This is a genomic window from Pedobacter hartonius, assembly GCF_900107535.1.
GTDB classification, from domain to species: Bacteria; Bacteroidota; Bacteroidia; order Sphingobacteriales; family Sphingobacteriaceae; genus Pedobacter; species Pedobacter hartonius.
Genome location: NZ_FNRA01000001.1, coordinates 572,495 through 599,095, shown reverse-complemented (window position 1 = coordinate 599,095; position 26,601 = coordinate 572,495). Strand labels below are relative to the sequence as shown.

Sequence of the window (26,601 nt, the reverse complement as noted above, 5' to 3'; positions counted from 1 at the left end):
ATTTGTTGTGTAAAATTCTTTAATATGATATTTCTCAGTTAAAAATAGGAAAAAAAGTGATTGATTACGGCCTTTGCGCGTCAGAATTACGTTTTGGTAAATGTGGGATTTATGTTTGTAACGTAATTATTGCATTTAGTGCAGAATATCGTTTGATATTTTAATCATTGAATAATAATTTTATAAATGGTAAGTTGTTATTGATGATTACTCATTAATGTGTTATGGTTTTATTGCGGGGAATGGCAAAGTTGCCTTTATCAGTTTTATATGTTATCTCGGGCATCGTTGCTTTTTTTGCCTACCATGTAATCAGGTACAGGTATAAAGTGATCTTCACAAATTTGCAGCAGAGTTTCCCTGAAAAAGATGACAGGGAAATCAGAAAGCTGACCAGGCAGTTCTATCTGAATTTGACTGACTGGCTGGTAGAAACGCTCAGGGCATCTGAAATGAGTGCCGGAGAGCTGGAAAAGAGAGTCAGATTCGTGAATACGGGGGTATTGGATAAACACCTGGAGCAGGGGAAGTCAGTAATTACGATGGCAACCCACCAGTTTAACTGGGAATGGATGCTGCTGGCCGGCAGTTTGAGGTTTAAGGTGCCGGTTGATGCGGTCTACACACCTGTCAGTAATAAAAAGGTAGAAGAATTTATCCTCCGGACGCGGTCCCGGTTTGGCGGGCTGCCTATACCGAAGGATGAAACCCTGCCGGTTGTTGCAAAACGCATTAAAGAACAGCGGATCATTGGCTTGGTGGCAGACCAGATGCCAGCCAAAGATAATCAGCATAAATACTGGACTACTTTCCTGAACCAGGACACTGCTTTTTTTATGGGCGCAGAGTCCCTGCCCAAGATTACCAAACTGCCTGTCGTATTTATGGCGGTACACAAAGTGAAAAGAGGGTATTATGAAGTTAAACTGGAGGAAATTGCGCAGCCGCCCTATAATTATCAGGAGAACCAGATCCTCCCGGCATACGTGCAGCGCGCAGAGCAGCTGATCAGGGCTAACCCTGACGGATGGTTATGGAGCCACCGCCGCTGGAAATACCAGCGGGGGGCATATGAGTAAAATGGCCTTATTCTTTACTGTGGATATGGGCAGCCAGCTTGCTCAATGTCGGATAATCAAAAATATCTGTGATCTCCAGTTTGCCCGGATAGGCTTCATCAATACGCTGAAAGAGCTGGGCAAGTAAGAGGGATGTAGTGCCCATCTCAAAGATATTGTCATCTGGCAGGATCTGTTTTTCAGGGATCAGCTCATCACAAAGGCCTTTTAGAAATTGTTCAATCCTTTCTGCCGGGGCTTTGCCATTTTTTGCCGACAGGGTTTGGGTGTAAGAACGCATCTGCTGAATGGTATCGTTAAATTCTCCATCCAAATACCTTGAACCCAGTAGATAGCGCTGCAGCTTCCCACTGGTAGTTTTTGGGAGTTTAGCCACAGGGATAACCTCTGCAACTTCAAGTCCGGCCTGTTCAGTGATGGTTCGTTTTAAAGCCTGGATGTGAGGTGTAAACCCTTCCAGGGCTCCTTTGTGCAGTACAAACAAAATGACCTGATCCTGGATATCTCCGGGATTGCGGACGCCACAGGCGGCAATCTTTCCTTTCTCTATGGACAGGTTCTTCTCTGCAATAATTTCAAGGTCATGCGGGTAATAATTCTGGGCATTCACGAAGATGATATCTTTTTCCCTGCCCGTTACCACCAGGTCCTGGTCATTATCGATGAAGCCGAGATCGCCGGTAGTCAGCCATCCATTCTGAATGAGCGTTGCATTCAGCTCAGGCAGGTTCAGGTAACCTTTGGTAACATTATCTCCCCTGATTTCGATATGGCCAATTGTATTTGGGGCCAGTGTATTACCTTCTCCATCGGTAATCCTTATCTCACAGCCCTGTACGGCTTTTCCCTCTGCCATAAACACAATACCCGATGCGTCGGCCACAACCTGTGCCCCTGTCGATAAATGGTGGCGGCTCAGCATGACCTGCTTTAAAGGTTTTCCGGCTTCGGGAAAGGCTACTGCAAGGCTTGCTTCGGCAAGGCCATAAACGGCGAACATCGTTTCGCGTTTCAGTCCGAAGGGTTCAAAGGTCTGCAGAAACTGTTCTGTAAGAGACACGGAAATAGGTTCAGCTCCATTGAAGATCAGCCTGATATGTGCCAGGATGATCTTGCCGGCATGAGCAGGTGCCCAGGCATTGAGACAGTGCTGATACCCGAAATTCGGAGAACAGGTTACTGTTATATTCGGCTGGCTGATCTTCTCAAGCCATAACACGGGCCTGCGTATGAATATTTCAGTAGGCATGATATACTGGTCTATCCCAAAAAATAACGGTGTCAAGTGAAATCCGATCAGGCCCATGTCATGGCTGAGCGGCATCCAGCTGAAAGTAGTATCCCGCTCACTGATCTTCATTCCTTCACCAATCCCAATAATATTGGTTACGAGGTTCCGGTGTGAAAGTACTACGCCTTTTGGGTCGCTTGTTGTACCGGATGAGAACTGGATGAATGCCGTTTCATCCCTGTCAATTTCTTCCGTCGTTCCCGCTGCTGTGAAATTCGGAATCTGTTCAACCATGAACAGGCGGTCTTTCACCTGCATCCATTCGCTTTCAAGACCATTGCTTTCGGCAAATTTCTCAAGACGCAGCACATTGGCCTGGTCAATGACTATCCAGGGGCGGCTGAGTTGTCTCAGGATACGGAACAGTTTCCATTTGTGTTCATCAGAGATGCCGAAAGATAGGGGAACGGCAGTTACAGCTCCGAATAATGAAGCCCAGAATGCTTCCAGGAAGGCTTCATTCCGTTGGGTGATGAGCACCATCTGATCACCCCTGGAAACTCCGGATTGCTGAAAATGATGCAACAGGCCAAGGGCTCTTTCCCGGAGCCGGGTATAGGTGATGCTGTGTTCCTTTTGCTCAGCCCTAATATAATGTATGGCCCGGGATGAATTTGTCTGGTTATTTAGTGCTTGTATAAGTGTAGAAGGATAATTCATTTTTTAAGGGATAGAAAAGAATAAAAAGGTTGGCGGGGCCGCAGGTTAATCCGGGCTTCCATGGTAATGGTCTCCGGTAGCAGGAGCTGCATTTCCACCTGTGCGATTATCAAAAGCAACCATTATTAACAACTATTAATATTCAAATTTACAAATCCGAAAATTTCATTTGACCATATATAACAGTATAATTGCGACATTTTAATGTCAAATAATGTTGTTACAGGATGCTTTTAGGCTTTTCTTTTAGAGGGAATAGCCAGCTATATATGAATGTGAATGAAATATAGCTGGCTGAAAAGGTTTAGTATAAGCTGCATATCAGAGTTTAACTGTTGCCGGTAAATATTTGGCGATCAGATCTTCATAATATGGTTTAAGTTCGGATACTACGGGTGGTTTAGGACTTTTGGAATACAGGTCGTACGGATTGAATTTATCCACCCATTTCAACATCTCCTGGTCATGGGCATTCAACAGGTGATCATAGGAATGCTCCCTGTGCTGTGAGTAAAAGGAATGATACCTGATCATGTATAGGGCTTCTTCAGGGAGATAGTCTTTGGTGATGTGGTATAGATATTCATCATGTCCCCATGACATATGTATATTGTCCAGTCCGCACTGATGGGTATAGACACCATATTTTGTGTTATACCTTTCATCCTTACTGTCCGGGTTATCGGCAAAGAATTCCGGATAGACGATCTTATCAGAAAACCTGCATCCCACAGGGAATGAATCACCGACAACGTTCCACTGGGGTTCACCAAACAGGCAAAGTACCTTACCCAGGTCATGTATAAATCCTGTCAGGACAAACCAGTCCGGATGCCCGTCTGCGCGGATCGCTTCAGCTGTTTGCAGCAGGTGCTGTAACTGGTCGAGCGAAATATCCGGGTCCGAATCATCGATCAGTGTATTCAGGTATTCCATTGCCGACCACCAGGGCATTTCCATCTTATCAAACTTCAGGAAACTCGCTTTTTTTGCGAGCACATTGCCATAGGTCTGATATTTATGGTTGAGGCGATAGAATTCCCGTACAGTATCAATTTCCGGACTATCATAATTCCTGAATTCTTCTTTGCTTTTTGCCGGGGTACCTGGTTCAGGGTACCGCTTCAGCACATCATCTTCCCACTCTTCGAGGCTAGACAATGGAGAGATCTCCTCTTTGCTTAACGCTTTCATATTCTTTAGTTTTATTGTTGATAATTTAATTAATTACTACCAAAACACGGTATACAACGCAGCAAGTATGCCACAAATAATTACCGAGGCCACCATAAATGACGGACTAACTTTAAACATTTTCGTATCTATCTCTAATCCCTGGGGATTGTTTTTGCTTTTGGGGTCTGTAGCAGTAATAACGATCATAACCGCAATAATGATACAGAACACCCATGACATGCGGTTTAAGAACGGGATTGGCTCCATTGCCCCACTGCTGATCTCCGGCAGGAATTTAAATAAAGTTGATAAAGGAATAGTAAGCAATGCAGCCGTAAGCGCTGCTTTTGACGTTGTCCTTTTCCAGAAGAAACCCAACAGGAAGATGGCAAACACCCCAGGGGAGATAAAACCTACATACTCCTGGATAAACTGGTACACCTGGTCAAAACTGCGCAGTGCGGGGGCGATAACGATCGCGATGAGTGATGCCACCACTACAGACCAGCGGCCTACGTTTACCATCTTTTTTTCCGAAGCGCCTTCGTTGATAAATTTTTTATAAATATCGAGGGTAAAGATCGTAGCTATACTATTGCATTTCCCTGCAAGGGAGGCTACGATCGCCGCTGTCAGTGCTGCAAAGGCTAATCCTTTTAGTCCTGTAGGCAATAAGTTCATGAGTACAGGATAAGCATGATCAGGTTTCACTGTACCTGAAGCATCCATCATTTCGCTGTGGAAATAGCCTTTCTGATAAAGTACCCAGGCGCAGATGCCGGGTATAACAACAATCACCGGAATGAGCATCTTCAGAAAAGCGGCAAATAACAGCCCGCTGCGGCCCGTTTTCAGATCTGCTCCAAGAGCCCTTTGCACAATGTACTGATTACATCCCCAGTAATTCAGATTGTTGATCCAGAGGCCTCCTACAAGCACAGCTATTCCCGGCAGTTCACTGTAGAATTTATCCCCTTTTGAAAAGATCATGTGAAAGTGATCGTCGGCCTCGGCCCTTAATACGGGTAGTGCTCCCATAACAGTGCTGATGCTGAACTTGTCAGATACCATGTTCAGTGCCATGTAACAGGTAACCAATCCGCCGGCTACCAGCACAAATACCTGGATCACATCGGTATAACCGATGACTTTCATTCCGCCCAGCGTGATCAGTGCTGAAAATACGGCCAGCGCGATGATGCAGACGTTAAACGGGATGCCGGTGATGGTTTCAATGGCAATGGCACCCAGGAAAAAGATAGAGGTCAGATTGACGAAAACATATACCAACAACCAGAAAACGGCCATCAGTGTACTTACTGTATTGTTATACCTGCCCGATAAAAACTGGGGCATAGTATATATTTTGTTCTTCAGATAGATGGGCAGAAAAAACACAGCTACGATAATTAAGGTAGCTGCTGCCATCCATTCGTAACTGGCAATAGCGAGCCCCATGGCAAAGCCGGAGCCGGACATTCCGATGAAATGTTCTGCCGAAATGTTAGAGGCGATGATAGAGGCGCCTATAGCCCACCATGTCAGCGAGCCCTCCGCAAGGAAGTAATCCTTTGTACTGGTGCCTGTCTTTTTTTTATTCCAGTATACCCAGTACCCATAACCGGATACGATAATGAAGTAGATTAAAAAAACGACGTAATCGTAGACTGATAAATGATTCATGTAAAATTTGGTAAATAACTGTCTGATTGATTTCAGACAGCTGTGTTCATCAATATTTAGTGATTAACAAATATGACGATTCCTTATAATAATGTATAAATTAATTATAACCATCAGGAACAGCGCTGTGGTATGGAGCAGCAGGCGGCCGGATTATTTCGGGCATATGATGGAGAGCCAAGATGTGGCCGACCTCAAAATGACCGGTCCGGATGGAGACTCTGCTTTTCCGGGGAAGATCGAAGCCATAAAAAAAATAATCATCTTGTTTGAATTTTGCAATTATTGCTTCGATTATTGCAATTTTTTGCGTGCTGAACCGGCATATATTTGTATTATCAAATTTAAACAACTGATATGAAAACATTCTTCAACCAACATCAACATAGCTATCCGTTCGCCGTTTGCAGGAATTCGGCGGAAAAACAGAATAATACAGATCAGCTTAAGGAAGAAGCCATCGCCGAACATATTAAGGCCATTGCCAAAGGAAGTTCAGCGCTTCAGTCTGAAGATCTGACTGATCTGATGAGTTATTATTTATCTGTAGCCGGTTAAATGAAAAAAATGTACCTATTTAGAAGAGCTTCGGCCGGAGAAGACAGGGATTATGGCTTTCTTATCTATATTTCGCTGGTATTTATCCTGATATGCCATACATTGCTTGAGTTTTTCTGCAATATTTGAAAGATGTAACCCCATCCGTTGCTCCCATCAGCCCGTATTTCCCCCCGGCCGCAACGTTGATTTATCTTCCGGATAAGTTATTACTTTCTTGTTCTTAAAATTGCTAAATCGATTTCATTTGCATTTGCGATATTATCTCGTAATATTGCTATACCAAATATAGCATCATGAAATCTTTGTATTCTCTGTTAATAATCGTCTCAGGCTTATTACAAATCACCCAGAAGCCGGTTTTAACTATGCTCTGCTGGATTGTTGCTTTTGCTAGGCCACTGCTTTTTGTTTTGCAAGCCTTTCCTTCCGTTTGCCGGTTAAATATTTCCTTAGAGGGATATCGTAAATTACCATCACCAGGTACGCTGCTCCAACCAGCAGGATTATCCCGGCTATGATGATGAGGGTCAATTGCAAAATGCCTGGCTTATGGCTGATGTAATAATTACCGAACATCCATAACGCGGCATAATGCGTCATGTATAATGGATAGGAGATCTTTCCCGAAAAAATGCAAATCTTTTTAATACCGGTTGTTAACGTAGCCCCTGCGCCCAAAGCGATCAGCAAGGGAAAGTAGAACAGCACTACCAGAGGTTCGGAGAACCAGTTCCATTTCGGGGAGGCAGGCATGATAAAGGCCAGGAGTAATAATATAGCCAGGCCGATAAACCCCAACTTGTTTTTGATGATCCAGTTGTAACGGTAAATCAGCAGCCCTGCTAAAAAAGAATACGATATCCTGACCCCTCCATCCCAAAAGGTTGGGCCGCTCCAGCCACCTAATAAATTGCCTGAATGATAACCTACATAGCAAATGCCCAGGGCCGAGAGTATTGTTAACAGCAGCAGATAGCTGCGGCCAATTCGATAAAGCACAAAAGCGTAAACAATATTGGCAATATATTCCCAAAACAATGACCAGGCCGGCGCATTGAAGCTGAACAGGTTAAAACCACGGTCTTCTATTACAGGTAAGGGAATAAGGAGTATGGAGCAGAAAAAAGTCAAAATGATTTTGCCGCTGCTGTACAATTCCAGATGGCCGCCAAACGGATCGAACAAAAATGCCAGCAGACCCAGTACCGATCCAGCTACAACAAGTGGGTGCAGCCTGATGATTCTTGATACAAAGAAGTTGAGAACGCCCGTTTTTGCTATACGATCATCATAGGCATATCCGATCACAAATCCCGAAAGGCAGAAGAAGAAATCAACGGCTAAAAAACCATGTCCGATAAAGTTCTGGCTGGAATCGGTATACGCCCACTCCATAAAATGAAACGTTACAACTGCCAGGGCGGCAAAGCCCCTTAGTCCGTCGAGAATTTCGAAATGCTGTTTTGTTTGAAGAATTATAGCCGCGGGTTTGTTCGTATCCATTTTAATGTCTATCCTGTCGGAATGAGTTCAATGTGGCGGTAATGCCAGATTAGCTGTTGCCGCAAGCTATCTAAATTATTGATTCAATCAAAATTTCTGGTCAGCCATCCGCAGAACGCGGACAAGATACAGCATCAGTTACTTTTCTTTAAGCATTCTTTCTAAAAACATCTTTACTTCAACAACATCATTAGAAACTTTAAACACCTGACCTTTTTTATTTCCGGAGTTTGCTGGCATTTTGTGCAGTAGTAGGAATATTTCCGCAGGAGTAGGTTGATAATCCTTTTAAAGAGAAGCAGTCAATTTAGCCATTGCATCATCATATTCAATGTCTCTTTTTTTTGAGGGATAGTATTTATTCAAAATGGTTTCTATAAGTTTGAAGCTTTGAATTCCAGGAGAAACTAAACCATCTATCAAGCTTCCAATCAATTTTCTGAAGCTATATATAACGAAGTCCAAGGTGAATGTCTGACAGAAAAAGAGTGAATACCACTAAAATTATATCATCTGAACTATCGGAACGACTTATCGAACACCTAAAATGAATGAAGGCTCTCTTTTGAGATCGCTGTTAAACAAATGTTTAAGTGGAAATAACAACGGGACAAACTATGATTTTGATAGCTTGTCCCGTATGGTGTCCCCGAAGGGATTCGAACCCCCATCGTTGGTACCGGAAACCAAAATTCTATCCATTGAACTACGGAGACAGTTCGGCGAAGATAGGAAATTATGTACTTATTTTATGGATTTTTCTAAAATAGCAAGAAGATCTCCGCAGAAACAGATTTTAACCCTGTTTCCACAGGCTTAAGTACGGATTGATGCTTGAGGCCCATGCTGAACTGCTCCCAATGATTAGCCGCGTGCCTGCAAACAAAGGTTTTTATGAGTGGTATGATGTGCATACGGGAATCATTGGCTTTCTCTTCTGCTCTCTAAAGTATAGGTGAAACTATCTGCTTTGTAATAACCCAGGTTGTATTCAATAGGACGGTCGGCCTGGTCGTATACAAATCGTTTTCTAAAAAAAATAGGGCTGTTTACTTCGACTTCCAGTTTTTCGGCAATGAATTTATCGGCAGCCCTGGCGCTGATTTCTTCTTTTGACAGTTCGGCCCTGTAGCCGTAGTCTGTTTCCAGTATATCATATAAAGGCCTTTTGAAATCTTCGTCGCCGCTGAGCCCGATGCGTGGATGGAAGTAAGAAATGAAATATACGATTGGCCCTGCAGTAGTTCCTCTGAGCCTTATCATTTTTAGTACCTTGGTTTCTGTACCAATGCCAAAAAAGCCCGCTACAGGCTCCTCAGGAAATACCCAGCTGATGTGCAATTCGAAATTTTTGATGGGTATGCCCCTGGCTTCCATTTCCTGCGTAAAGCTAAGCCAGTTTCTTGATTTTGAACTGACTGATCTGGATGCTTTTTTAGTACCAACACCTTTTTTTCGTGTCAGTAGCCCCTCATAAACAAGTTTACTGATGGCCTGTCTGAGTGTAGTTCTTGAAATTGCAAGCTGTTTGGCCAGGTCCACTTCATTGGGTAAAAGCTTCCCGTTGTCATATTCAGGATCATCAAGGATTTTCCTTAATAATTCTTCTGTCTGTACATGTAGGGAAATATTGCTTTTATGATTGAGTTTAAACTTCATTACTAAGTGATGATAGGTGACCGCGCTTGTTCAAATTACGCAAATAAATCTTGATAATCCTATTTAAAACATATTGTAATTTCTGTTCTTTGTATATTATGTCCGTACATGTTAAAATTGACTGCTCACTTTTTAGGCGCCTTATTTACTTATAATCGCTTGTTTAATTGAATTCCGACCTATACTGAAATTACAGATGGAAAATAAATTCTATATATGTTTATACATAGTTATATTTATAAACACATGGCGTCGCTGTTTAGCGGCAGAAATGAAGTGCAGACCAACGGGCTGTGAGGATGAGAAAAAAGTTTTGCTATTGAAGATCCAAATGTATCAAGGGAAAACAAATACGGGCGCAACAGGAACCGGGGCCTTGAAAGCATTTCTCCTGCACACTAACATTTGTATCCTATACTGACAGCGACAGGCAACTTGCCGCTATCAGTATAATCAATGTTTACCTAAATTTCCGGTCATCGATAAGATCTCAAAAGTATAGCTGAGTTGTGTTTTGTTTTTCTGATAAGTTTGGAGAGCATCCCATAAGCTCTTGAATTTTACATCCTGTAAACTGTTTTTTACATCTCTGCAAAATGCGATTACCCCATGGTCTTTCCATTCATTGCTGCTGGTGGAAAGTTCAATAAAAGGATGTGATTCCCCCTTTGATAACAGTGTTATTTTGAAGCTTTCAATGATATCTGTCAACAAGCGGAAGGGTGTTTCGCTGTCCCGGTAAAGGTCAGGGAAAAGGTCATCAAGATGGATCGTGTTGATCTTTTCTTCGAGGGCAATAACCTGTTTAAGAAACGCGATCCTGATCTTGTCTGCCGACTCATCAGGTACAGACAGGTCTTTTTGCAGCAATTTTACTGCCTGCAGTGCCTGTGCCATAGAGTTTCTCGACTCCTCGTCGTCTGTTTTCAGGTATAACTTGTGTGCCGATTGAAAGCGCTCTATTGCTTCTAAGCTTGTCATCAATAAAGATGGAACGTTAAAATAATTTTTGATTGAAGGTTTCATAATCATCCATTGTTCGCAGTAATCAGCCTGTAACTAACACTGCAATGTTACCACTGATGTAAAAATAGTAATTTTGTTCAATGTCAAGAATATTTTGAAAATAATTTTATGCTGTTCAGGCAATTGGTGCAAATTTTTTCTCATTTGGCACTTTGCTGAAGCCGGCCCAGTTTAGTCTTTATTTTTTTTGTCAGATAATAGTACATGATCATCTCGTGCATACGCTGGTCATTGCTGAAAAGCCTGTTTGTATGCATATGAAACAAGTCGGAAAGCATTTTTTCCTTTTCCGATGCTGTACATTTTTCTAATACTTTTAGAAAAAACCGGGATGTTTCAGCGATCTTTTTTTGCTGCGCCTTATTGATTTGCATGGTTCCGGCATCAGTTGTGAACTCTTTATATCCCAGATTTACCTTTTTAAATCCTTCCGGTGGAATATTCATTTCTGCAGCAAATAAGCCCGCCATTTTTTCTACAAACCTGAGCTGTTCCTGTGTACTGAACCCCCCGGTTTCCATTACCTGCTCCAGCAGAAAGATAGATAAATAATAAAACCAATGTACCGGCGCCGGTCTTTTGATCAGGGATAAGATCAGCCTGCTGTTGTTGCCAAAACATCGTTCTGTCAGCTCTATTCTTCCAGGGCCATAGCGTTCTATTTCCCTGCGGTAAGTTTTCAGCTGCAGGTCTGATATCATGCTGGTTTCAACATATGGAGCCAGTACCGCAGAAAGGTTGGAGACGAGTTTGGCAATATCTGCTGTTTCCTTTAGTTTTACCCTCAACCGGATGTGGTAAGACGGGTCACCGTAACGTATGAAAAACCAGTCTTTCAGTTTCTTTTTTGCAGGAGTGAGGTAATTCCGGGCGATAGTCTGCAAAATAAGGTTGCTGTTGGAAGGCTGGCAATAGATTTCAAAATAGAGCCAGTCCTGGCCGGGCAGAAAAGTATCTTTAACAGGCTGCTGTTTTTTCTCTTGTTCCATTGGGTAAGGGGCATAAAGCTGCTTCCGGTGTTCCAGGCTGATGATAAATTCAGACAGATAGGGCTTGCCATATTCATCATTGATCAGTTGCGTGCCGGATAAGAATGTTTCTTCGATATAAATATCTGTTTTGTTTTTACAGAATAACAGGAAAGACTGCATATCCTCTTCCGAACCGGGATTAAAGACCAGTGTCTGATCGGCAAAACCACATTTAAACGGGGCCTCCGGTCCGATCTTATCCAGCCATTGCATCAATGCATTCAGCGCATCTTTTTGACCGGCAGCACTGCATACATTTTGCGGAATTAACCATTTTTCGGGAGACAATACCACGTGTTTATACTGTACCCGCTGATAATGCAGAAGCCCGGGGAACATGTCCGGCAGGCTCAGCGTTAACTGAGAATGTAAGTTCTGATGCTGAAGATCTGAAAGGAACCTGTATACTGACAAATCCGACCGTGAATAGTTATATGCAGAGGCAAGTTTTGGAACGATACGCTTTTTATATTTCCGGGAGTGGAGGATAAGTTCATCTCCCTTAACACTGAGCAGGATATCATCCGGGTCAATGATCCCGCCGCTTTCCGACCAGCTTAGGATAGGTAATTCGTAAGGGTAAATGGATTCCCTGCGGTTGATATTATCTGCATTCTTTTCAATTTGATAAGCAATATCAAAAAACAGTACGCCCGGATTAGCTTCATGTTCTGCATGTGCAAAATTCTTTCCAAGGGTGGTGATATCGCCATTGGCGATAGAAAACCGACCCAGAAGTGCATTTGCTGTGCACCCGCCGATCTGATCTACAACCAGAAGGTCATTGGCGTAGTGCAGCATTACACTCAGTGTATTTGCAACATCTGGCACATCTTCCTGTCCCGCATCTTTAAATTCTTCCAATTGCACGGTTTTCTGCTGCATCATCCCGTTCAGGAGAAACTGGTGGAGAGGGGAATAGTCCAATGTAGCCAGGGATTGCCGCTGTTTCCGGTATGTTTTAAGTTCCTGTATCAGCTGATCTTCTTCCTTATATTGGGTGAGCGACCTGTAGCCAATGCCCATTTCAGGATCCATTGCTACGAGTAAGGGGATCTTTTTGTCCTCAAATCTTTTACTGAATTTCATTTTGAAATCATCCAGCGACCTGCTCTTACCAGGATCCAGATGTTTGCTGAGGAAATCTACCAGCTCCGGAATGATATGGAGTTCCTTTTCTGAGAGGTGTCCTGAAGCTCTTTTTCTCTCCGCAATGATATAATCATTTTTCTTTTCTATAACGGGATAACTGATCCGGCTGAAGTAATCTGTTCCGGTAATGTTGGGCTGTAAGTCGGTGATTAAAAGCTGCGTGCCAATCAGTTGTTCGATAAAATAATTGCTGAGGAACGGGTTTAAATGATAAGTGGCCTGTAGAAAATCACGCACTTGTGAGAGCATGCGCTGCGTGCGGCAGAATTTTAAGGTTTCCATTGTGGTCGTTTCAGCCGGAATAGCTGACAGCTCGAAACTACCGTTTTCAATATTTATATAACGCAGGTCCTGATTACACAGGTAACTACTGGTATTTGTCCTTACGTATAGTGCATTGCTGCTCAGAAATTCCGGATCAAAATTAATGTGTTCCTTTTCCTGCCAGTTGGGAAAGCGGTGTACAAGTGTTTTTTCAAAAAGGATCACCTGCTCTGACCGGTTTTCCCTTATCAGCGGAACCAGGGAAAATGCTGCAAAATTGCCATATGGAGTTGCCCTGAACTTTGCCCGGTTAAAATATTTCCATATGGTAAACCTGATCTTTGGTTCCAGATTCGGTAAATCCGAATAGTCATGATCTTTAATTACCTCAAAAAATGCAGGTGATGATTCATGGATATAAACTTTTAGTTCAGCCCATACATTACCTAATTCTTCATGGCAGAAGAACCTTGGCGTACGGCAAATCGTAGTGGTTGAGAGAGATAATTTCATCTTTCCAAAATCAGTTTCAATGTTAATATATTGAATATTAAAGATATGATTTCTGATATTCAGTTTAATTATTTCTGATATTAATTTTTATATAAACTTTGAATAAATTATCTGTCATGCCGTGACAGAATTCATAACCTTCCTTATAGGTCTGGCTGAGCCTCGAACTGATGTTTAACAGTCCCTTATTGTTGCTGACGGCATTGCTGTTCTGAGCTGGCAGATTACTGGTTTGCAGGATGATGTATTCGTCTGTAGATCTTATATAAATTTCGGCAGGATATCTTTCATCCATAAGATTGCCATGCTTAAAAATATTTTCTATGAGTGTAAGTAAGACTATCGGGATAATGGTCGCCTGCTTATTCTCTATTTGCGTGATATAGCTGATGTGCAGTTGATGATTAAATCTCAACTGGTTGAGCCCGATAATATTCTCCGCCTGTTCCAGTTCCTTGGTCAGCCTGATCATGTGTGTATTGTTGTCGAGTGCAAAACCCATAATGCCTGATAACCTCATTACAGCTTCATCAGCCTCACCTGGATTCTTCTTTGCGGCATACTTGATAAAGCTCAGGGTGTTGAAAAGCAGGTGCGGATTAATCTGCGCCCTGAGAAAATCCTGTTCTGCACGGAGCAGGTCGTTTTTTAGTTTTTCATTTTCGATGGTCTGCGTGAAAGCTTTTTCCTTTTTCTGATAATAGCTTAATAGAAAATGATAGCCTGTTCCATATAAAATAAAGTAAATACCTCTCCACAACGTGACTAAAAGATATCTGCGCTGTAGAAAGGTTTCCTGGTAGTACGCGTAACCCATTTTTTTAAAAAGCAGCGTAATCAAATAAGTCAGAACGAAATAAACTGCTAATTCAAGAATCGTCAGTAAAGGGATATATAATAATATATCCAGAATTTTTTTAGTGTATGCCCTCTTCAATACTACACCCGAATGGAAATAGAACAGTGAAATATTTAGGGAATAAAATAAAAGATACACGACAAGTGGTAGTAATGTAGTTACCATGGATGTCATTGATATCTCGTAAAAGGCAAATATTAACCAGCACAGAATATGAATTCCGTATTTGCTCTTTATATCTGATTTAGAGATCATTAACCGTATTTCATATAATAAACCAGCCATGTAATATAATAAAATGTAAGAAATTTTTTTTCATATATACTATTGGGTTCATCATTTTAAAACCATAGTTATGAACCTAAGTAAAAGAAATTTCAAATTAGCAAAAAAGACAGTGTTTGTATTTAAAAATCAATTGAATAGGAGTGGATTGTTGATCAGTTCAGATCAGAATACATCCTTTTCAATTACAACGCCAAACACGTCAATTACTCCGAGGAATGATTAGAAACTGATTAAGATTTCAAAGTGTGTTTCTTCAAAAATTCAAGAAACACACTTTTGTATTTTTCACCTATCTGGTAACTTTTCCCGTTTGCCAGTCTTGCAATATTTCCATCTACACGGTCCAGGTAATGCAGAGAGATGATAATAGATTTATTGACCCTGAAAAAGACATCCATCAACTGCAGTTTATCCTCCATTGCCTTCAAACCGATGTACGTAATCTCATGACCGGTTGTGGTATGGATCATGATATAATTCAGCATTGCTTCGATGTAAACAATATCACTGTACCTGATTTTAATGTAACTGCTTTTTTGCCCGCCCTTAATGAACAGGAATTGATTCTCATCACGCTGCAGCTTAAGGATATCCTGGAATTTACTGATCAGGTCTTCCACCTGTTGCCTGAAAGACATATAGCTAACCGGCTTCAGCAGATAGCCATCAGCTTTTACTCCGAATGCTTCCGGTGCGTATTCCCTGTAGCCAGTTACGTAGACCAGGAAGTGGCAGTAATTGTTCAGTATATCTGCGGCATCTATTCCATTCAGAACAGCCATGCTGATATCTGAGAAAATAATGTCTGCATGACCTGTTTCCTGCAAATAGGCGATAGCCTGCCTGGCGTCAGAGAACGTTGACAGTAGATTTAAATGTGGTACCTGGGCGATTAAATCGCATAGCTCATCAATAGCATGTGGTTCATCATCAATGACAATACAGCTCATTATCATAAGGATATTTTATTATGTAGGCAATCAATTAACAACTTACATAAAGATACAACGTATAAGAATAAAGAGGTCATGTTTTGTTAAATATTGCTTGCTCATATAATATTTTACATGTTTCATATAAGTTATTACCCTGATTTGGGCAACTGTGATACCTTGTAGTTATTAAACGAACAAAAAACCAAATATCTACCTATGAAGCCGTAGTAAGCTTTTTGCTTTAGATGCAGGAAGCTTATTGCGGTTTAACATCCTCTGGAAAACAAATATAATCTGTATGAAAAACAAAGAAAATACAAAACGTAAGCTGCTTGATGCTGTAGGTAAAATTATCAGAAATGACGGATTTTGCGGCTTGGGTGTAAATAAAGTAGCAAAGACCGCTGCAGTTTCCAAGATTCTCATTTACAGGTATTTCGGTAACTTTAATCAGTTACTGAGAGCGTATATACTGGAAATGGATTTCTGGAAGAACCGCGTATCCGATGAGGGCGATGCTGAAGCTTTACATTTATCAATGCGCGAACAGGTGTGTAAAGTATTAGCTGAACAATTTACCAATTTTTATAACCATTGTAAGACGGAAGCGATGCTGGTAAACGAAATCTCGAATCACAATGTGAAGCTGAACACTACGATGTGGGAAGAAAATACTGCTGATCAGCCAACCTATTTCAACGTGGTCTCTACGCTGCTTCTTGCAGGAACTGACCACCTGATCCTAACTGAGCAGGGAATAAATAATTCTCCTGATTCTGGTAGTTCCCTGCGTAAAACTGACTTATTACAGTCGATCAGGCAGATTGTGAAGTGGACTTTATGGTAATGCGCCGGAGGTTCTGATATCCTATTTATTTTGTTCTTTCTGTAATGCGTTTCTAAAAATAAAACATCACTTTTGCAATCTTGGAAAAGCAATAGAAGATGTAAAAAATTAAAGCGGTATTTATGGAAGAAAAGGTTATTAACGAAGTTATCGAACTAATTGAGCGTAATGCTGAGGGGGAATTAAGGGATTATTTAGATGCACTCAATATATCAGATGTAGAACATCTGATAGACGATCTTCCTCAATATGCAGTTACCTTCCTCAATACATTATCCGTTAAAAGGGCCGTAAATGTTTTCAGGATCCTGGACTTTCCAACACAGGAGAAGATCATTAAAAAGCTTCCCGGAGAAAAGCTTGCCGAGCTGATCAACCTGCTTCCCCCGGATGACAGGACCTCCCTTTTTTCTGAGTTAAAAGGAGACGCTGTAAAAAAGCTGATCATCCTTTTACCAGCAAAAGACCGGGTAGAAGCGCTATCGTTACTTGGGTATAAAGAAGATAGTGTAGGCCGTTTAATGACGCCGGATTATATTGCTGTAAAAAAAGACTGGACTGTTAAGACGGTTTTAGAGCATATCAGGAAATATGGTAAAGATTCCGAGACCATTGATGTGATTTATGTGATCGATGAAAACGGGATCCTGCTGGATGATATCAGAATCCGGGAGATCCTGCTTGCAGATCCCGGAGTACCCATTGTGGCACTTACGGATAACCGCTCCATCGCACTGAATGCAAATGACCCGCAGGAAGAAGCAATCAACGTTTTCAGGATGAACAATAGGGTAGCGCTGCCCGTTACGGATGATAACAATGTACTTTTAGGTATTGTTACCGTAGATGATATCCTTTGGATTGCAAATGAAGAATATACCGAGGATATGCACAAGATCGGGGGTACCCAGGCGCTGGATGAACCTTATCTTGATATGCCGATCTTTGGATTGTTTAAAAGAAGAATAGGCTGGCTGGTGGTGCTCTTTCTCGGTGAAATGTTAACGGCAACTGCCATGGCACATTTTGAAGCAGATATTGCCAAAGCAGTGGTACTGGCGATGTTTGTTCCGCTGATCATCTCCAGCGGGGGAAACAGCGGTTCTCAGGCCTCCACTTTAATTATCCAGGCGATGGCCCTCGGGGAGATCACCATCGGCGACTGGTGGCGCGTCATGCGGAGGGAGCTGATCTCCGGATTAATGCTGGGGATTGTGCTGGGCACAATCGGGTTTTTAAGGATTTTCACCTGGACGCTGTTCTCCGATTTATATGGGCCACACTGGGCACTTTTAGGCATAACCGTTGGTATTGCGCTGGTAGGGGTCGTATTGTGGGGGTCACTGGCCGGCTCTATGCTGCCCCTGCTGCTTAAAAAACTTGGGGCCGACCCGGCAACCTCATCTGCCCCTTTTGTGGCTACACTGGTGGACGTAACCGGACTGATCATTTATTTTTCAGTTGCTGTAATGTTCCTGACCGGCGTATTGCTCTAAAAATCAGTTTATTCTGATCAAATAATATTCCGCCTTTCTATGCCTTAAGTACAGATATAGAAAGGCGTCTTTATTTATAGGTATTTAAGTATAAAGATATCTATACATATATGTATACTAACAGCGAACCGGTTTTGTCCTGGTAAAATATCTGAATACCCTGCTCTGTTTTCTGATCCCGGCAAGTTTTCCTGAACGTACGAGGTAGGTGACAATGATTGCGATTAACATGGTCTTATTATTTAACTAAACCTGCAAAACGCTGATAAAATGCCGTTGGGCTCTTTTCATTTTTTGGCTCGAATTTGCCCGCTATAATGGGCAGGTAAATCACCCTTCTGCGGCTCTCTTCTCCGGTTACTGAAGACTGTGCAACCCGGTGCCACAACCTGCCGTCGTGTATAGTCAGGTCCCCCGCTTCAGGAACAATGGCAATTTCCTGGCTGTCACATTTGTTATCTAAAAAGTACCGTTTTCTGAACAGCATATTGTACAAACTTTGTTTATGTGTTCCCGGCAATACTCTCAAACCCCCATTCTCTGGTTTTACGTTGCTGAGATGTATGCCTACATTAAGCATAGGATTTAGTTTTTGTCCCTGGAAGATGTCCCTCAGGCCATCGGTATGCCATCCCATTTGGGTAAACTTACTTTGAAGCCCGTTTATGTAGTGGTTCAGTACCATTCCATCCTTTTCTTCCGTTCCAAGCCTTGCCCCTGGCCCTATAAGGTCCAGCAGTATTTCGAATCTCGGGTCATGTGTCAGTCCTTCGAATAGTTGATGGTGCTGGTTGATAAAGGCAAAGCGCTGTACGATGGGCGTGCCGTCCAGGTCTTTCCCATATTTGACAGGTATTCCGTTTATCTTGACTTTTTGCTCCGTTATCCATTGCTGCTGTACCTGTAAGGAAGCATTGATGATATCGTTTACGGTTTCTTTTTTGATGAAATTCCTGAAATGAATAAATCCATTCTGATTGAAGAAATCTTTTTGTTCGGCTGTAATGTGATTGCCTAAAGTGAATTTTGCATATGAGTTGTCCATGACTGTAGTTTTTAACGTAATAAATACGGTGAAGAATACCTCAAGCCTGGGTACCGGGCCTGTGGGATGAATAATTAATCAATAAGAGAGATAGAGATTAAATACAACAACAGCAACAAACAGCCCTTTGTGAAAAGGACATTCGCATGGAGGATGCGCGATGGATATGTTTGTGATTTGCCATTTGAAATAAAGTATACTTATTTAGTAGACATTACAAATGTAGTAAAATATTTGTCCAAACAAATTTTATTTTAGTTATTTTTTGGAGATATCGTTTTATGTGTCAGCTGGCTACCTGGTATACAATCCGGCGCCAATCCGTTCAACTATTGCCTTTGGCAGATGCCTTGCTCCAAAAGAGGAAAGTCTGTGTAAAAAACCAGGTATGATTTCGGCCTTTTTATTAAACATGCCCTTCAGGCCGGTCTTTGCTACTTCATCGGGCAACATATTAAATTTTTCTGCCAGGTCTGCAAATACGTCCAATCCTGCGCGGCTTGCAAAACCTGTATCGGTAGGGCCGGGACAAAGGCAACTCACTGAAACAGGGGAGTGCCTTAATTCAAATCTTATTGCTCTGCTGTAATTTAAGATGAATGTTTTACTGGCCGCATATAAAGACAGGGTAGCCAGTGCCTGGTAGGCAGCAGTACTTGCTATATTGAGTATGTATGCCTGCTTTTGCTGTTTCAGCAGGGGCAATAAATGGTGGGTAAGTTCTACCACTGTACTGATATTCAATTGCAGCATATTCATTTGGTCTTTTAACGGAAGGTCGGCAAAGTACCCCCATAACCCGTAACCTGCGTTGTTGATCAGGATGGATAATGATGAAGTTTGGTCTTTACACCATTTGGCCGTTTCTTCAGCCGCATGATTAGCTGAAAGATCAATTGCCAGGAATACCACCTTAACGTTATATTCTTTTTGAATGCTGAACGAAAGGTCTTCAAGGTCCGCTCTGGAACGGGCGACCAGCATTAAATTGTAACCAGCTTTGGCAAGCAGTAGCGACATTGATTTTCCAATGCCTTTGCTGGCACCTGTGATGAGAGCGTATTCAGTCATGAGCGGTAAATTTACTTTAGTAAAGTAACAGCTTTAATTGGCAAATCATAATCCATTGTGAAGCTGAGTATAGATATTGGCCTTCAACAACAAACCCGGCTGTAAGCCGGGTTTGTATGATTCAGTCAACTAACCGGAGTTAATTCTTATACGTTGAAACGGAAGTGCATGATGTCGCCATCTTCCACTACATATGTTTTTCCTTCGATACCTAACTTACCGGCATCTTTACAGGCGTTCTCAGAGCCCAGCGTGACGAAGTCAGTATATTTGATCACCTCAGCACGGATAAAGCCTTTCTCGAAATCTGTGTGGATTACGCCGGCTGCCTGCGGAGCAGTAAAACCTTTGGTAATTGTCCAGGCCCTTACTTCCTGTACGCCTGCAGTAAAGTATGTATACAGGTCCAGCAAACGGTAAGCAGCAACGATTAGCTTGTTTACACCGGATTCTTCCAGTCCCAGGTCAGATAAAAATTCTATGCGTTCTTCATAGCTTTCCAGTTCGGCGATCTCTGATTCTATTTTCGCAGAAATGATCAATACCTCGGCATTTTCATCTTTTACGGCTTCTTTCACACGGTCTACATAAGCATTGCCGTTGATGACAGAGTTCTCATCAACATTACATACATACATTACCGGTTTTTGGGTTAATAAGCCCAGGCCCTCAATAAAGTCGAAATCATCTTTGTCCAAAGGCGCAGAGCGTACTGATTTTCCACTTTCCAGGTGCGGTTTGATCACACTTAAAACCTCAAATGTCCGCTTTGCTTCTTTATCGGTTTTAGCTATTTTTTCAACTTTCTGAATTCGTTTTTCTACAGTATCCAGATCTTTCAGCTGTAATTCGGTATCTATGATCTCTTTATCCCGGATCGGATCAACCGAGCCGTCAACATGGATCACGTTTCCATCATCAAAACAACGTAAAACGTGTATGATTGCATTCGTAGCCCTGATATTGCCTAAAAACTGGTTGCCAAGTCCTTCACCTTTTGATGCGCCTTTCACCAAACCCGCGATATCCACGATCTCTATCGTGTTTGGTACCACGCGGTTAGGCTTCACCAGCTCTTCAAGTTTGGTTAGTCTTTCATCAGGTACGGTGATCACACCGATATTAGGTTCAATTGTGCAAAAAGGGAAATTTGCAGCCTGAGCTTTTGCGTTTGATAAACAGTTAAATAGGGTAGATTTTCCAACATTTGGTAAACCAACTATACCACATTGTAATGCCATGAATGATTATTTTCTTGATTTGCCGCAAAGGTACCAATTTTTTTAAATGCCCAGTACAATAAACTTGCGGCACACCCAAATATTCATTATGTTTAACAACTTAAAAATATATTTTAATCTATCCCAGCATTATGGACAACTTTGAAGAAATAGAACCGGTTTCCCCGCAGGAGGATGAAGTGGAGGCGTTATGGGTTTCAGAGGATGTGCGCAGTTACCTGTATGAAGCTGCCAAATGGACTAAGTTTTTATCTATTGTAGGATTTGTATTTGCTGGCATGACAGCCATTGGAGCTTTTGGTGCAGGGGCAGTTTTAAATTCAGTATCTGCTGTAAGTCCTAATAATCCGCTGATGAAGGTCGGTGCAGCAGGCCTTACTATCATCTATCTGCTGTTTGCAATTTTCCAGTTCTACCCAAGTTTCCTCTTGTATAAATTCTCTGCTGCGACCAACCAGGCGGTTTTATTTGGTGATCAGGAAAGCCTTTCGGTGGCAATGGGCAAAATAAAATCTTTCTTTAAGTTCTGGGGGATCATCACCATAATTTTTATCGCATTCTATGCCATCATGATCATTTTTATGGCAGTGGTGGGTGTAGCGGTGGCGGGCCGTTAAGCCCGCCGTTATCTTGACAGGAGGGTTAGTACCTTGCGGGACTTTCTATCTCATGTTTAAAGGTCTTGATTTCCCTGGTCAGCAAATACTCGAAATAAGGATTGAATAATCTTGCCAGTCCAATTCCCACTCCGCCTGCAGGTGGGTGATAGGAAAGAACGATCTTCAGCAGTGTACCTGTTCCGTCAGGTGTTTCATCAAATTCTACTTTTCCCACATGCTGTAATACTGAACCTGTTGATTTCCATCCAATCAGGTGGCCCGGTTCGTCTTTCACGATTTCCGCCTGCCAGTCTAAAGGAAGTAAGCTCCCCAGTACCCTGCTTTTCCAGTGGGAAAGATTTTCGCTCAGCATTTTAACATCAAAGAGGTGGTTTAAACTTGCAGGCAGGTTGTTCAGGTTCCGCCAGTAACTGTATACTTCGGCCGCAGGGCGGTCAATCACAAATTCTCCGCGGATATTCACAGCCTGGGGTTTGGTACTGTCTATGTCCAATTGTTCGTAAACAAGGCAGCGGCCGGTAAATCCGCGGTAGGTCAGATAGGCACCATACAGGAACTTAGGCTTAAAAGGATTCTTCAATCCTTTACTGAGCAGGACAGCCCCTGCAAATACAGAAACAAAACGTTCTGTAAGTCCTACATTTTCGTACTGCTTTTTCTCTATCGAGAAATTACCGGAACGTAATTTCAGATTGGTCTGATGCGTATCCATAGTTATTTTGTTTGTTCAATAGCTTCACCAATAGCAGCAACCTCTTCATCGCTGAGTTCGCCCCAGAGCTGCTCCCATTTGTTATCCTCGTCAAGCCTGATCTGTGTGATCTGCTCATCGCCGGATTTGCAATTGAAGTATTCCACGCCATCACTCGTTTCATCCGGTTTAACCCGGATAGTTTTGCTTTGTCCGTCCAAATTGATCACGATGTCAAATTCCGGGTTGTGTAGTTCTAGATCTGCCATAATTTATCTTTTATCATTAGGTAACAGTTTTAGGGCATGAGTGTTTCGGGAAAATCAGTTTAATTGACAGCGGTGCCATCAATAGAGGGCAGATGCATTACGCATTCGCTATCAGAAAGAATTCAGTAGAATTTGAAAGGTATACAAATAATATCTGCAACAAATCTGAGACGATTTTATAATGCGTATGAATCGGGTTTGTAACGACTGATTGTCATTTAAAACTCGTTTCATACCCGATTCACACCCGTTGCAAACCCCTTCCAAATAGAACGAAAATATAATTGAATAATAAGTATAAACTGTGGTGTATAGCTCTTTAAACCATGTTTATAGCGGTTATTTGCGGCTGCTGAAAAATAAAAAGGGGCCCGCTTTCGCGGAACCCCTTTCCAGTGTTTGCCAAGATGCGCTTCAGGGATCTGCCAATCCTTTTACGCTACGCAAACACAACCCTAACCAACTGAAAAAACTATCTTAAATATCATGCTCCCCTGCTCTTGAAATATCTCTTGTTTCTACAATCTGCTCTGCTTTTTTACGGTATGCCCAGAAAAACACTATAGGGTAAACAAAAAGACTGAACAGCGTATTTGTAATTAAACCTCCAATTACCACAATGGCCAGCGGTTTTGATGCCTCAGAGCCGATGCCGGTAGATAATGCGGCTGGCATCAGTCCTATGGCGGCCATCATTGCTGTCATGATCACCGGGCGCAGGCGGGTTGCAATACCATCTTTCAATGCGTCTGAAAACGTCCATGTAGGATGATGTTTCAGCTCTGCAATATTCGTTTTAAACCTGGTAAGCAGGATCACCCCGTTTTGTACACAGATGCCGAAGAGTGCAATGAATCCGATCCCTGCCGATATATTAAAGTTAACTCCTGATGCCAGGAGGGCCAGAATTCCGCCCACCATGGCAAAAGGTACATTGTTTAATACAAGAAGGGAATCTTTAATATTTCCAAACAGCACGAACAGGATGAAGAAGATCAGCAGTAAACTGATCGGCACTGCCTGAGATAACCTGGCGGTAGCCCTCTGCTGATTTTCAAAATCTCCTGCCCACTGCAAATTATATTCTTTCGGCAATTTGATCTTCGCATTTACTTTAGCCTGTGCTTCGGCGATAGTGCTTCCCATATCGCGTCCCCTGATGGAGAATTTAATGGCACCATAACGCTCATGTTTGTCCCGGTAGATGATACTCGGGCCGGTTACTTTTTTGATCGTTGAGATCTCGCTCAACGGTATTTTGGCGCCTGATATGCTCTGGATCCTCAGGTTGCCGATAGACTGCTCATTTTGTCTGAAAGAATCAGGATACCTGATCCTCAGGTCAAATTTGCGTTCTCCTTCGAAGATCTGTGTAGCTGCTTTTCCGCCGATTGCCATTTCAATTACGGCATTTGCATCTTCGGTTGTTACGCCGTACAAGGCCATTTTTGTCTGGTCGAGATTGATCTGCAGTTCAGGCTGGCCCAGGTTCCTCAGGATGCCGAGGTCTTCAATGCCGGGTACTGTTTTCAGGATAGCTTCAATTTTCTCTTCCTCATTTTCGATGTAGTTATAGTCGTTTCCGAACATCTTTACCACGATTGATCCTTTTACACCAGATACTGCTTCTTCCACATTATCCGAGATCGGCTGGGAGAAGTTCAGTGCAATGCCTGGATATCCCTTCAGGCGTTCCTGCATACGCTCAATCAGCTGCTCTTTGGTCTCATGCCGTTTCCATTCCTCTTTGGGATAAATATCTACCAGGAATTCCATGTTGTAGAAACCCGTAGCGTCCGTTCCGTCATTTGGCCTTCCTGTTTGTGAAACCACCTGTTTTACCTCATCAAAGTGAAGGAAGATCCTGCGCATCTCGTCAGACAGTTTTTTGGTTTCATCAAGGGATATACTCAGTGGTGCACTTGCCCTTACATATATAGATCCTTCATCCAGTGTGGGCAAGAACTCTGTTCCAAGGAATTTAAAACTGAACAGACCCGCTACAAGAATGATTATAGACACGGGGAACACGATTTTACGCGCCTTAAACGCGGTGTTATAAATTCTGATCGTCCCGTTAGTGATAGCCCTCAGGAAGAAGTTGTGCTTTTCCTTTACATCCTTTTTCAGCAGTACACTTGCCATGGCAGGTACCAGGGTAAAGGTCAGGATCAGGGCACCCAGCAGGGCGAAACTTAAGGTCCAGGCCAGTGGCGAGAACATTTTGCCCTCTACTTTTTCAAAGGTGAAAATAGGCAGCAGGCCTGTTACGATGATCAGCTTGGCGAAAAAGATTCCCTTACCGTTTTCCAGACAGGCCCTTTTGATAATGCCCAGCTTGCTCAGCTTGTTGAATTTCTCCATGCCGTCTTTTTGCGCACGATGGTCAAGGGCTACAAATATACCTTCAACCATCACAACGGCCCCGTCTATAATGATTCCGAAATCTATAGCCCCCATCGATAATAAATTGGCTGACATACCTTTTAGCTTCAGACAGATGAAGGCAAAAAGCAGTGCCAGCGGAATGATGATCGATACAATCACTGTTGTCCGCCAGTCTGCCATGAAAAGGAATACTATAACAGTGACAAAGATGATTCCTTCCATCATATTGTGCATTACCGTATGGATGGCATAGTTTACCAGGTTTTCCCTGTCATAGAAAGTATTGATCTTTACATCTCCCGGAAGGATGTGCTCATTAATATCTGTGATCTTTTCTTTCAGGCGTTTCAGTACCTCACTTGGATTTTCTCCCTTGCGCATCACCACGATTCCTTCAACCACGTCGGGATCATTGTCCCTTCCAACCTGTCCGAGCCTTGGGAGTGCACTTTCGGTAACCTCAGCGATGGTCTTTACGTATACCGGCGTTCCGTTGATATTGTCTACGATCACATTTTTGATCTCATCAATATTGTTGAGTACGCCAATTCCGCGTACTACATAGGCTTGTCCGGCCTGCGTGATTACATCTCCGCCTACATTGATATTACTCTTTGATACCGCATCATAAACTTCTTTTGCCGTAACGCCATACTGAATGGATTTCTGCGGATCTACGGTGATCTGGTAGGTTTTTACTTCTCCGCCAAAGCTGACTACGTCAGCCACACCGGGAACAGAAAGTATTTCTCTTTCTACCACCCAGTCCTGGAGTGTCTTTAATTCCCTGATCGATTTTTTGTCGCTCTGCAGTGTATAGCGGAAGATCTCACCGGTAGGGCCTGATGAAGGCTGGATGCCCGGCGATACGCCCGCCGGAAGATCTGCCTCATCCATATGGTTGTTTACCTGCACCCTTGCGAAGGCATAGTCTACGTCATCTTCAAAGGTGATCTTTACGATGGAGAGGCCGAACAGGGAGGACGACCGGATACTGGTCTTTTTCTCTGTAGGGTTCATGGCTATTTCCAGCGGTCTGGTCACAAACTTTTCTACTTCTTCGGCGCTTCTTCCCGGCCACTGGGTGATGATCGTAATATTGGTATTGGTGACATCGGGAAAGGCTTCTATTGTGGTATTCCTGAAACTCAGGTAGCCTGCCAGGATCATTACGAGCGTGGCAAAAAATACGAAGTATTTATTTTGTAAGGAAAAACCTATGATCGACTTAATGAATTTATTCATTATAATGA

At 42.6% G+C, this 26,601-nt stretch carries 20 protein-coding genes and 1 tRNA gene; 5 read left to right on the top strand and 16 right to left on the bottom strand.

Annotation, left to right across the window (positions count from 1 at the left end):
* Positions 1-224 precede the first annotated feature (224 nt).
* Positions 225-1,079 carry a lysophospholipid acyltransferase family protein gene (locus tag BLW16_RS02735; RefSeq protein ID WP_090554933.1) on the top strand — a complete coding sequence of 285 codons (855 nt, stop codon included), beginning with the start codon at positions 225-227 and terminating at the stop codon, positions 1,077-1,079.
* A gap of 7 nt (positions 1,080-1,086) precedes the next feature.
* Here BLW16_RS02735 and BLW16_RS02730 read toward each other — a convergent pair whose 3' ends face one another.
* The 3 genes from BLW16_RS02730 to BLW16_RS02720 form a co-directional block, all read right to left on the bottom strand.
* Positions 1,087-3,030, bottom strand: a complete 1,944-nt coding sequence (locus tag BLW16_RS02730) for a non-ribosomal peptide synthetase (protein ID WP_090554931.1) — start codon at positions 3,028-3,030, stop codon at positions 1,087-1,089.
* 321 nt (positions 3,031-3,351) lie between these two features.
* Complete coding sequence (locus BLW16_RS02725; protein ID WP_090554929.1) at positions 3,352-4,224, bottom strand: inositol oxygenase family protein; 873 nt, start codon at positions 4,222-4,224, stop codon at positions 3,352-3,354.
* Between the two features lie 36 nt (positions 4,225-4,260).
* On the bottom strand, positions 4,261-5,889 hold the full coding sequence (locus BLW16_RS02720; protein ID WP_090554927.1) for a sodium/sugar symporter: 1,629 nt from the start codon (positions 5,887-5,889) through the stop codon (positions 4,261-4,263).
* Between the two features lie 357 nt (positions 5,890-6,246).
* Between BLW16_RS02720 and BLW16_RS02710 the strand changes: the two genes are divergently transcribed.
* A complete protein-coding gene (locus tag BLW16_RS02710; RefSeq protein WP_090554922.1) occupies positions 6,247-6,447 on the top strand; it encodes a hypothetical protein in 201 nt (66 codons plus the stop codon).
* Positions 6,448-6,840: 393 nt separating this feature from the next.
* On the opposite strand, the gene BLW16_RS02705 is transcribed toward BLW16_RS02710, so the two are convergent.
* The 7 genes from BLW16_RS02705 to BLW16_RS02670 all read right to left on the bottom strand — a co-directional run bounded on the left by BLW16_RS02705 (position 6,841) and on the right by BLW16_RS02670 (position 15,695).
* Entirely contained in the window at positions 6,841-7,953 is a 1,113-nt protein-coding gene (locus tag BLW16_RS02705; protein ID WP_090554919.1) for an acyltransferase family protein, read from the bottom strand.
* A gap of 641 nt (positions 7,954-8,594) precedes the next feature.
* Positions 8,595-8,669 (bottom strand) — tRNA-Arg (locus BLW16_RS02700).
* Positions 8,670-8,874: 205 nt separating this feature from the next.
* The gene (locus BLW16_RS02695) at positions 8,875-9,612 is read right to left on the bottom strand and encodes a GntR family transcriptional regulator (protein WP_090554917.1); all 738 of its coding nucleotides are present in this window, start codon (positions 9,610-9,612) and stop codon (positions 8,875-8,877) included.
* A gap of 453 nt (positions 9,613-10,065) precedes the next feature.
* Positions 10,066-10,593 carry a hypothetical protein gene (locus BLW16_RS02685; RefSeq protein WP_139298241.1) on the bottom strand — a complete coding sequence of 176 codons (528 nt, stop codon included), beginning with the start codon at positions 10,591-10,593 and terminating at the stop codon, positions 10,066-10,068.
* A 185-nt stretch (positions 10,594-10,778) separates the two neighbouring features.
* Positions 10,779-13,598 carry a lantibiotic dehydratase gene (locus tag BLW16_RS02680; RefSeq protein WP_090554909.1) on the bottom strand — a complete coding sequence of 940 codons (2,820 nt, stop codon included), beginning with the start codon at positions 13,596-13,598 and terminating at the stop codon, positions 10,779-10,781.
* Positions 13,599-13,662: 64 nt separating this feature from the next.
* Positions 13,663-14,622, bottom strand: coding sequence for a sensor histidine kinase (locus BLW16_RS02675; RefSeq protein WP_175470462.1), 960 nt, complete (start codon positions 14,620-14,622; stop codon positions 13,663-13,665).
* Positions 14,623-14,975: 353 nt separating this feature from the next.
* Positions 14,976-15,695: a LytR/AlgR family response regulator transcription factor gene (locus BLW16_RS02670; RefSeq protein WP_175470461.1), complete on the bottom strand. Its 720-nt coding sequence runs from the start codon at positions 15,693-15,695 to the stop codon at positions 14,976-14,978.
* Between the two features lie 283 nt (positions 15,696-15,978).
* Here BLW16_RS02670 and BLW16_RS02665 point away from each other — a divergent pair, with 283 nt between their 5' ends.
* Together BLW16_RS02665 and mgtE are read left to right on the top strand one after the other, a co-directional pair.
* Entirely contained in the window at positions 15,979-16,527 is a 549-nt protein-coding gene (locus tag BLW16_RS02665; protein ID WP_090554901.1) for a TetR/AcrR family transcriptional regulator, read from the top strand.
* 122 nt (positions 16,528-16,649) lie between these two features.
* On the top strand, positions 16,650-18,023 hold the full coding sequence (gene mgtE / locus BLW16_RS02660) for a magnesium transporter (protein WP_090554899.1): 1,374 nt from the start codon (positions 16,650-16,652) through the stop codon (positions 18,021-18,023).
* Between the two features lie 238 nt (positions 18,024-18,261).
* Here the strand turns inward: mgtE and BLW16_RS02655 are convergent, their stop codons facing one another.
* The 3 genes from BLW16_RS02655 to ychF form a co-directional block, all read right to left on the bottom strand.
* Complete coding sequence (locus tag BLW16_RS02655; RefSeq protein ID WP_090554896.1) at positions 18,262-19,068, bottom strand: phytanoyl-CoA dioxygenase family protein; 807 nt, start codon at positions 19,066-19,068, stop codon at positions 18,262-18,264.
* Between the two features lie 294 nt (positions 19,069-19,362).
* The gene (locus BLW16_RS02650) at positions 19,363-20,139 is read right to left on the bottom strand and encodes an SDR family NAD(P)-dependent oxidoreductase (protein WP_090554893.1); all 777 of its coding nucleotides are present in this window, start codon (positions 20,137-20,139) and stop codon (positions 19,363-19,365) included.
* 146 nt (positions 20,140-20,285) lie between these two features.
* Positions 20,286-21,380 (bottom strand): redox-regulated ATPase YchF, encoded by a 1,095-nt coding sequence (ychF, locus tag BLW16_RS02645; protein WP_090554890.1) that lies wholly within the window; start codon positions 21,378-21,380, stop codon positions 20,286-20,288.
* A gap of 131 nt (positions 21,381-21,511) precedes the next feature.
* Here ychF and BLW16_RS02640 point away from each other — a divergent pair, with 131 nt between their 5' ends.
* Entirely contained in the window at positions 21,512-21,997 is a 486-nt protein-coding gene (locus BLW16_RS02640) for a DUF5362 family protein (RefSeq protein WP_090554887.1), read from the top strand.
* Between the two features lie 25 nt (positions 21,998-22,022).
* Here BLW16_RS02640 and BLW16_RS02635 read toward each other — a convergent pair whose 3' ends face one another.
* The 3 genes from BLW16_RS02635 to BLW16_RS02625 all read right to left on the bottom strand — a co-directional run bounded on the left by BLW16_RS02635 (position 22,023) and on the right by BLW16_RS02625 (position 26,593).
* Positions 22,023-22,712, bottom strand: a complete 690-nt coding sequence (locus BLW16_RS02635; protein ID WP_090554884.1) for a YgaP-like transmembrane domain — start codon at positions 22,710-22,712, stop codon at positions 22,023-22,025.
* Positions 22,713-22,714: 2 nt separating this feature from the next.
* Positions 22,715-22,960: a hypothetical protein gene (locus tag BLW16_RS02630; RefSeq protein ID WP_090554881.1), complete on the bottom strand. Its 246-nt coding sequence runs from the start codon at positions 22,958-22,960 to the stop codon at positions 22,715-22,717.
* Between the two features lie 477 nt (positions 22,961-23,437).
* A complete protein-coding gene (locus BLW16_RS02625) occupies positions 23,438-26,593 on the bottom strand; it encodes an efflux RND transporter permease subunit (RefSeq protein WP_090554879.1) in 3,156 nt (1,051 codons plus the stop codon).
* Positions 26,594-26,601: the final 8 nt, after the last annotated feature.